This is a genomic window from Mycobacterium sp., from assembly GCF_049585075.1.
Lineage (GTDB): Bacteria > Actinomycetota > Actinomycetes > Mycobacteriales > Mycobacteriaceae > Mycobacterium.
On the sequence record NZ_JBAUZA010000236.1, the window covers coordinates 1 to 6367 of the forward strand.

The 6367-nt window shown below is 67.0% G+C and carries 7 protein-coding genes and 1 pseudogene; 2 read left to right on the top strand and 6 right to left on the bottom strand.

Going from position 1 to position 6367, the window contains the following annotated elements:
- Window positions 1-59 precede the first annotated feature (59 nt).
- On the bottom strand, window positions 60-314 hold the full coding sequence (whiB1, locus tag WB785_RS11205) for a transcriptional regulator WhiB1 (protein ID WP_324855696.1): 255 nt from the start codon (window positions 312-314) through the stop codon (window positions 60-62).
- 269 nt (window positions 315-583) lie between these two features.
- On the bottom strand, window positions 584-1549 hold the full coding sequence (locus WB785_RS11210; RefSeq protein ID WP_424079165.1) for a diacylglycerol/lipid kinase family protein: 966 nt from the start codon (window positions 1547-1549) through the stop codon (window positions 584-586).
- A 41-nt stretch (window positions 1550-1590) separates the two neighbouring features.
- On the opposite strand from WB785_RS11210, the pseudogene WB785_RS11215 reads away from it, so the two are divergent.
- Window positions 1591-2029, top strand: a pseudogene (locus WB785_RS11215) (hypothetical protein).
- Here the strand turns inward: WB785_RS11215 and WB785_RS11220 are convergent.
- From WB785_RS11220 to WB785_RS11230, 3 genes are read right to left on the bottom strand one after another with little or no spacing between them, the layout of a single operon-like run.
- Window positions 1978-2463 carry an N-acetyltransferase family protein gene (locus WB785_RS11220; RefSeq protein WP_424079167.1) on the bottom strand — a complete coding sequence of 162 codons (486 nt, stop codon included), beginning with the start codon at window positions 2461-2463 and terminating at the stop codon, window positions 1978-1980. The pseudogene WB785_RS11215 and the gene WB785_RS11220 sit on opposite strands and share 52 nt — an antisense overlap.
- Complete coding sequence (locus WB785_RS11225; protein WP_424079168.1) at window positions 2460-3557, bottom strand: isochorismate synthase; 1098 nt, start codon at window positions 3555-3557, stop codon at window positions 2460-2462. Before WB785_RS11225 ends, WB785_RS11220 begins: the two co-directional genes overlap by 4 nt.
- Complete coding sequence (locus tag WB785_RS11230) at window positions 3547-4146, bottom strand: acid phosphatase (RefSeq protein WP_424079170.1); 600 nt, start codon at window positions 4144-4146, stop codon at window positions 3547-3549. The genes WB785_RS11225 and WB785_RS11230 overlap by 11 nt, the downstream gene beginning before the upstream one ends.
- Before the next feature lie 117 nt (window positions 4147-4263).
- Between WB785_RS11230 and WB785_RS11235 the strand changes: the two genes are divergently transcribed.
- Entirely contained in the window at window positions 4264-5058 is a 795-nt protein-coding gene (locus WB785_RS11235; protein WP_424079172.1) for a ParA family protein, read from the top strand.
- Between the two features lie 2 nt (window positions 5059-5060).
- Here WB785_RS11235 and WB785_RS11240 read toward each other — a convergent pair whose 3' ends face one another.
- Window positions 5061-6275 (bottom strand): hypothetical protein, encoded by a 1215-nt coding sequence (locus WB785_RS11240; protein WP_424079174.1) that lies wholly within the window; start codon window positions 6273-6275, stop codon window positions 5061-5063.
- Window positions 6276-6367: the final 92 nt, after the last annotated feature.

Below are 6367 nucleotides of genomic sequence, written 5' to 3' on the forward strand. Positions count from 1 at the left end.
GCCCTGCACCCAACGGTGCGGCCCCGACAGTGTGTCGGGGCCGCACCGTTGACGCGACGTCAGACTCCGCTGCGCGCCTTCGTCCGGGCGTTGCGACGCTTCAGCGCGCGCCGCTCGTCTTCGCTCATTCCGCCCCACACGCCAGAGTCCTGCCCGGTGTTGAGCGCCCACGAAAGGCACTCGGTGGTCACCGGACAGCGGTTGCAGACCAGTTTCGCGTCAGCGATCTGCGCGAGCGCCGGTCCGCTGTTCCCGACGGGAAAGAACAGCTCCGGGTCCTCATCGCGACACACCGCATTGTGGCGCCAATCCATAGGTCTTTACTCCTTACCGTGTGCGCAGCAGGGCGCACGAGTATTTTTCTTCGGCTGTTAACGCAGGCACAACGCACGCACGGAAATTGTTTCCGTACCGTTGCATGCGATCATTCGATCGTTTCACAGGCTCAACAGATGTCAATAGCGCTCGTTGGTCCGTGGGCAATCTCACTTTGGCGATCTGTTACCAAATGCCTTAATCGTTTGTACTACACTGCCCGCACCTTGCCCAGCCCTATTGCCGCTTTGCCGGTGATTGTGGCAGGTCAGTGCCTTATTTTCACGTGCGGCGCGACGACGTTCAGCGCGTCCGGAACTGCCCGGAACGTCATCTCCTCCCGCTCACCCAGGTAGTCCCCGTCGAACTGGGCGGCCATCGGATCGCCGGCGCAGCTAACCCGCACGCAGGCCGCATCGTCATCGCGGACGATCTGCTCGCCGTCGAGCTTCGGCTGCCTGGCGAACATCTGCCGGACCAGCCTGAGGCTGGGAATCACCTTCAGTGCGGTGACGCCGAACACGCCCAGCCCTCCCTCGAAGCTGGTACCGGGGTTGGTGTACATCGGCCGTTCGTTTGCGTAGGTCCACGGGCTGGAGTTGGACACGAAGACGAAGTGGACCCCGCAGATCGGCTCACGCCCGGGCAGCTCGACGGTCAGCCTTGGCTCACGACGGGAGTAGGCGATGGTCGCGCGAGTCGCCGCGGTGATGTAGCGCGTCGGCGAGACCTTGACGCCCTTTTCCCGTTGCGCTTCCACTTTGGCCACCGCCTCGGCGTCGACGCCCATACCGGCGTTCAGGACCGCCCACCGCTCGCCGCAGTCGATCAGCCCGATCCGTCGCCACTTCTTCTCCCGGCCGTACCTGTCGAGCAGCCAGATGAGCTGGTTGGTGGCGTCGATCGGACCGGGCGGGATGCCCAACTGCCGGGCCGTCACATTCGCCGAGCCACCCGGGACGATCGCCAGCGCCGGGATATGTCCGGTGGGCAATGGACCGGGGCGGCCAAGCAGGCCGTTGACCACGTTGCTGACCGTTCCGTCGCCGCCGTGCACGACGACCAGATCAACCCCGTCCTGGACGGCAGCCTGCGCGATTTCGCCACCATGGCCGCGGTGTCGGGTGTGCTCGACGGTCAGCTCCAGGCGGCTCTCAAGCGCGTGCGCTAGCACGTCGCGCCCCGCGGTGGTCGTCGAAGTTGCTGTGGGGTTGACGATCAGCACGGCGCGCATGACGTCAAAGCCTACGGGAATGAGACGGTTACGCTGACGCCGTGAGTAGTCAGCCACCACCGCCGGCCAGTGTGCGTGGCGCAGGAGTGATCGTTGCTGTGCAGGGCGCGATCGGTGTGGTTCTGGCGGTTGTTCTGCTGATCCGGGGACTTGGCGGTGCGGATCAGCGGGTGGTCAACGGCTTTGGCACCGCAGCATGGTTCGCCGTCGTCGGTGTAGCTGTGCTGGCCGCCGGCGGCGCAATGCTGGTCGGCAAGCGGTGGGGGCGCGGGCTGGCGGTGTTCGCTCAGTTATTGCTGCTGCCCGTCGCGTGGTATTTGGCAGTCGGTTCTCATCGAGTGCTGGTCGGCGTCGCGGTGGGTGTCATCGCGTTGACGGTGTTGGCGCTGCTGTTCAGTCCGGCCGCGGTGCGCTGGGTCGCCGGCGGGTCATAAGCGGGGTTCGGCCAGCTCGGCCAACTCCGGACCGGACAGCCGATAGGTGGTCCATTCGGTTTGCGGCGCAGCGCCGACGGTTTCATAGAGGGCAATCGCATCGGTGTTCCAGTTCAGCACTGCCCAAGCCAGCCGCGTGTAGCCGTTGTCCACGCATTCGCGGGCCAGGGCCATCAGCAGCTTGCGAGCCAGCCCGAGACGGCGAAATCGTGGAAGCACGAACAGGTCCTCCAGAAAGATGCCCTCGACGCCGTCCCAGGTTGAGAAGTTGAGGAACCACAGCGCCATCGCCGCGACTTCACCGTCGACCTCGGCGACATGGGCTCGTAGGGTTATCGGTTCATCGAAAAGTGCGGCGCTGACCTGATCTTCGATCACCGTGCACTGGTCGGCGGCACGTTCGAAGCTGGCCAATCCGTGGATCATCGCGGTGATCGCTGTGGCATCAGCGGGTATGGCTCGGCGGATATGCGCGGTCACAAGTCAACTCCCAGCGCGGTCAAAATAGTGACGAATTTCGTTGTGGTCTCGGCAACTTCGTCATCAGGATCGGACTCGGCAACTATCCCGCCGCCGGCGTGCGCGAGCGCAGAACGGCGGTCGGCCGCCAGCTGCGCGCAGCGGATGGACACCACCCACCGCCCGTCACCGCGCTCGTCGCACCAGCCGGCCGCGCCGGCGTAAAAGCCGCGGTTGCCCTCCAGCTCGCCGATAAGTTCGGCGGCCGCGTCCGCAGGCACACCCCCTACGGCGGGGGTTGGATGCAGCGCCAATGCCAAATCAATTGCGGTCGTTGATGTATCGCGTAGTTGCCCGCTGATCGGTGTGCTGAGGTGCCAGAGTGCGGTGGTGCGGCTCAGCTCAGGCGTGGGTGCGATCGTCAGTTCACTGCACAACGGACGCAGGGCGTCGGCCATGAAATCGATGACAAGTTGATGCTCGTGGCGATCCTTGGCGGACGCAGCCAGTGCCGACCCGGCCGCGGCGTCGCATTGGGGATCCGTGGCTCGCGGCGCAGAACCGGCGAACGGCCGACATGTCACCCGGTCGCCGTCGCGCGCAACCAGCAGTTCGGGGCTGGCGCCCACCAAGGCCATCCCCGCATACCGGCCGCCCGCCGCGGACAGGTCGACCAGATAGCTGTAGGCGGCGGGGTCGTCCGCAACCAGCCGGCGCAGGACGATCGTGGCGTCCAACGGAGCATCGGCGGCCAGCCGTAACGCGCGAGCCAGCACCACCTTCTGCAGCGTGCTGCCCGGCGCGGTCAGCCGATCGCGTGCGTGTCGAACCCGGGCGCGGTGCTCGTCAGGCGCGGGAACCGCACCGGCCACCCGCACGGTCGGCAGCGGGTCGCTCGGCCAGTCTGGCAGTTCGGCAGTTCGCCGTACCGAACGCGGTGCCATCAATGCGGAGGGATTGTTGCTGTCAAAAGGCAACGCGCCCAGTACTATTGGCACCGCCCCCGAACGCAACGCCGATTGCGCGGCGGCCACGTCGGAATAGCAGGCCTGCACGCCGTCGGCGACGAGGGCGCCGGTCGGCCCGCACAGCACGAACGGCGGTTCAGTTGTCATTCGGATGCGGATAGCCCAGTGCGCTCAGCTGGCGAATTCCGTGTTCGAACCCGCAGATCGCGATCGACGCTGCGGTCATGCCGAAGCGGCTGCCCTCAACCAGCGGCAACTCCACCCATCGGGTGATCACGGCGCGGGAGAAGTGGCCGTGGCCCACGAACACCACGTCGCGTGATGCCATTTGCTCGAGCGCCAATGCGACGGCCTGGTCCGCGCGGTCGCTGACCTGTGCGACGGTCTCACCGTCGGGGCAGCCGTCCGTCCAGATCGACCAATTGGGCTGCGACTGCTGAATTTGCGCGGTTGTCGCACCCTCGTAGGATCCGTAATCCCACTCGGCGAGCAGTTCGGATTTCTCGTCAACGGTGAGGCCGGCGAGTTCGGCCGTCTCCACCGCGCGCCGACGCGGGCTGCTGATCACCATTGGGTTGTCGAGGTGGAGGTCGGCCAGCGGCTGGCCGACGGCGCTGGCCTCCGCGCGTCCATGGTCGGTGAGTTCGAGTTCGGTGCGCCCGGTGTGCTGGCCGGACTTGGACCACTCGGTCTCCCCGTGGCGCAACAACACCAGCCGGTGGCTCTCGATGCCCATGCTGACCGATTGTGCCTGAGACTCAGGGCGATCCGCGCGCGGGCACCACGGGTTTGGTGCCAGGATGGCCATAGCACGCCCGATGCAGAGCGAAGTGATGAGGAGGAGCGGCGCCATATGACAAGAGTGCTGGCGGTGGCCAACCAGAAGGGCGGGGTGGCCAAGACGACGACGGTGGCTTCGCTGGGCGCGGCGATGATGGACGCGGGACGGCGGGTGCTGCTCGTCGATCTCGACCCGCAGGGCTGTCTGACTTTCTCGCTGGGTCAAGACCCGGACAAGCTGGCGGTGTCGGTGCATGAGGTCTTGCTTGGCGAGGTGGACCCCGACGTCGCCTTGGTCGACACCGCGGAGGGTATGACGCTGCTGCCGGCCAACATCGACCTCGCCGGCGCCGAGGCGATGCTGCTGATGCGGGCCGGCCGTGAGTATGCGCTCAAACGAGCGCTCGACAAGCTCGGCGACCAGTTCGACGTGGTCGTCATCGACTGTCCGCCGTCGCTGGGCGTGCTCACCCTCAACGGGCTGACGGCCGCCGACGAGGTCATCGTGCCGTTGCAATGCGAAACGTTGGCGCATCGCGGCGTCGGCCAGTTCTTGCGCACCGTCGCCGATGTTCAGCAGATCACCAACCCCGGGCTGCGGTTACTGGGCGCGCTGCCGACGTTGTACGACCCGCGTACGACCCACACCCGCGACGTGCTGCTCGATGTCGCCGACCGCTATGACCTGCCGGTGCTGGCGCCGCCGATTCCGCGCACGGTGCGCTTCGCCGAAGCCAGCGCGTCCGGCTCGTCGGTGATGGCCGCGCGTAAGAACAAGGGCGCCTCCGCTTATCGAGAGTTGGCCGAGACGCTGCTCAAACACTGGAAGTCGGGCAAAGCGCTGCCGACGTTCACCATCGACGCCTGAGGTCAGCCCAAGGCGACCAGGGTATTGCCGCGCTGCTCGAGCACCTGCGAACCCGAAACGGTGGGGATCACCGGAGAGCTGCCCGGCGGCCGGGTCACCGGCAGGAAGCCTTCGCCGGTGCCGGTGACCGGATCACAAACGGCCACGCCGTCCGTGACGGGTACCAGCAACTTGCCGGCCATCATCGTCGCCGGCCCCACCGGAACGGAAGGCCCAGCGGCCGCAATGGAATAGCGGTAGGCCAGAGTCGCCCCGTCGAACACCATCACCTTGTCGCCCGTCCACCACGTCACCAGGTTGCCGGGTCGCGACACGCTGCTGGCCGCCGACGGCGTCTTGGGCAGCAACGTGCTCGCCACGGTCACCCCGCTCTCGTCGACCACATCGACTCGCGGCCGCGGCGCCGGCAGATACAGCAGCGTCTTGGTCTCAGCGACCGTCAATACCCTGGCGCCGGAACCTACGCCGATCCCCGGCTCGGGCACGTCGCGCACCTCCGGCTCGTCTTCCTCCTTGCTGGGGCGCAGCAGGGTGAGCCGCAGATCCGCCTGGCTGCCGCACGCGCCGAGGACAGAGACTGCCGCCGAGCTAGCAGCCGCCGAAACGAAGCGGCAGCCGGTGTGCAGTCCCTTCGAGGATGGCTTGACCCGGGCGTCGATCTCGCCGTAGGAGAGCATCCGGACCATGTCGGAGCGCCATAGCTCCAGCCTGGTATCACCCGCCGACAACACCGTGGTGCCGTCGGAAGACAGGCGCACACGCTGGTCGGCGTAGCTGCTTCGGGCGGGTCCGCGGCGCCCGGTGGATCCGTCGATCGTGCTGACCTGACCGCAACCGCGGTCGTCGCGGTAGACCGCGACTGCGAAGCGGTAGACCCCGGTGACCCCGCACAGATCGGTGCCGCGCGAGTAGCTCCACCGCACCTTGCCGGTGTCGGGATAACGCCCTTGCACGGCACGTCCGTCGGCGGTGACGACGGTTCCGGCGACCACCACCGGCTGTTCGGTCGGCGCGTTGGGGGCGGTCCAGAGCTGCTTGAGCGAATCCGGGATCTGGTGGGCCAGCCTCGGGCTGGGCACAGGTCCTGTTCCGGGCCGGCTGATCGTGGCGCGGGCATCGCTGGTCCACCAGATCAACGCCGCAACCACGGCGACCACAGCCGCGATCGCTGCCGCGGCCAATATGTCGGCCTTGGTGCGGCGTTCCGGTTTGACCATCAGGCGTCGGGCGACACCGGTTCAGTTGGCATTCGCGGCCACGCCCGCCGACTTGCGGGGGCGCCGGCGGCGGCGCCGTGCGCTGTGTGCGC

Coding starts and splice junctions, on each gene's coding strand:
- WB785_RS11210 (WP_424079165.1), bottom strand. CDS start 1,549: ATGCGCGCCGTGCTGATCGTCAACCCCACAGCAACTTCGACGACCACC.
- WB785_RS11240 (WP_424079174.1), bottom strand. CDS start 6,275: ATGGTCAAACCGGAACGCCGCACCAAGGCCGACATATTGGCCGCGGCA.
- whiB1 (WP_324855696.1), bottom strand. CDS start 314: ATGGATTGGCGCCACAATGCGGTGTGTCGCGATGAGGACCCGGAGCTG.
- WB785_RS11225 (WP_424079168.1), bottom strand. CDS start 3,557: ATGACAACTGAACCGCCGTTCGTGCTGTGCGGGCCGACCGGCGCCCTC.
- WB785_RS11235 (WP_424079172.1), top strand. CDS start 4,264: ATGACAAGAGTGCTGGCGGTGGCCAACCAGAAGGGCGGGGTGGCCAAG.
- WB785_RS11230 (WP_424079170.1), bottom strand. CDS start 4,146: ATGGGCATCGAGAGCCACCGGCTGGTGTTGTTGCGCCACGGGGAGACC.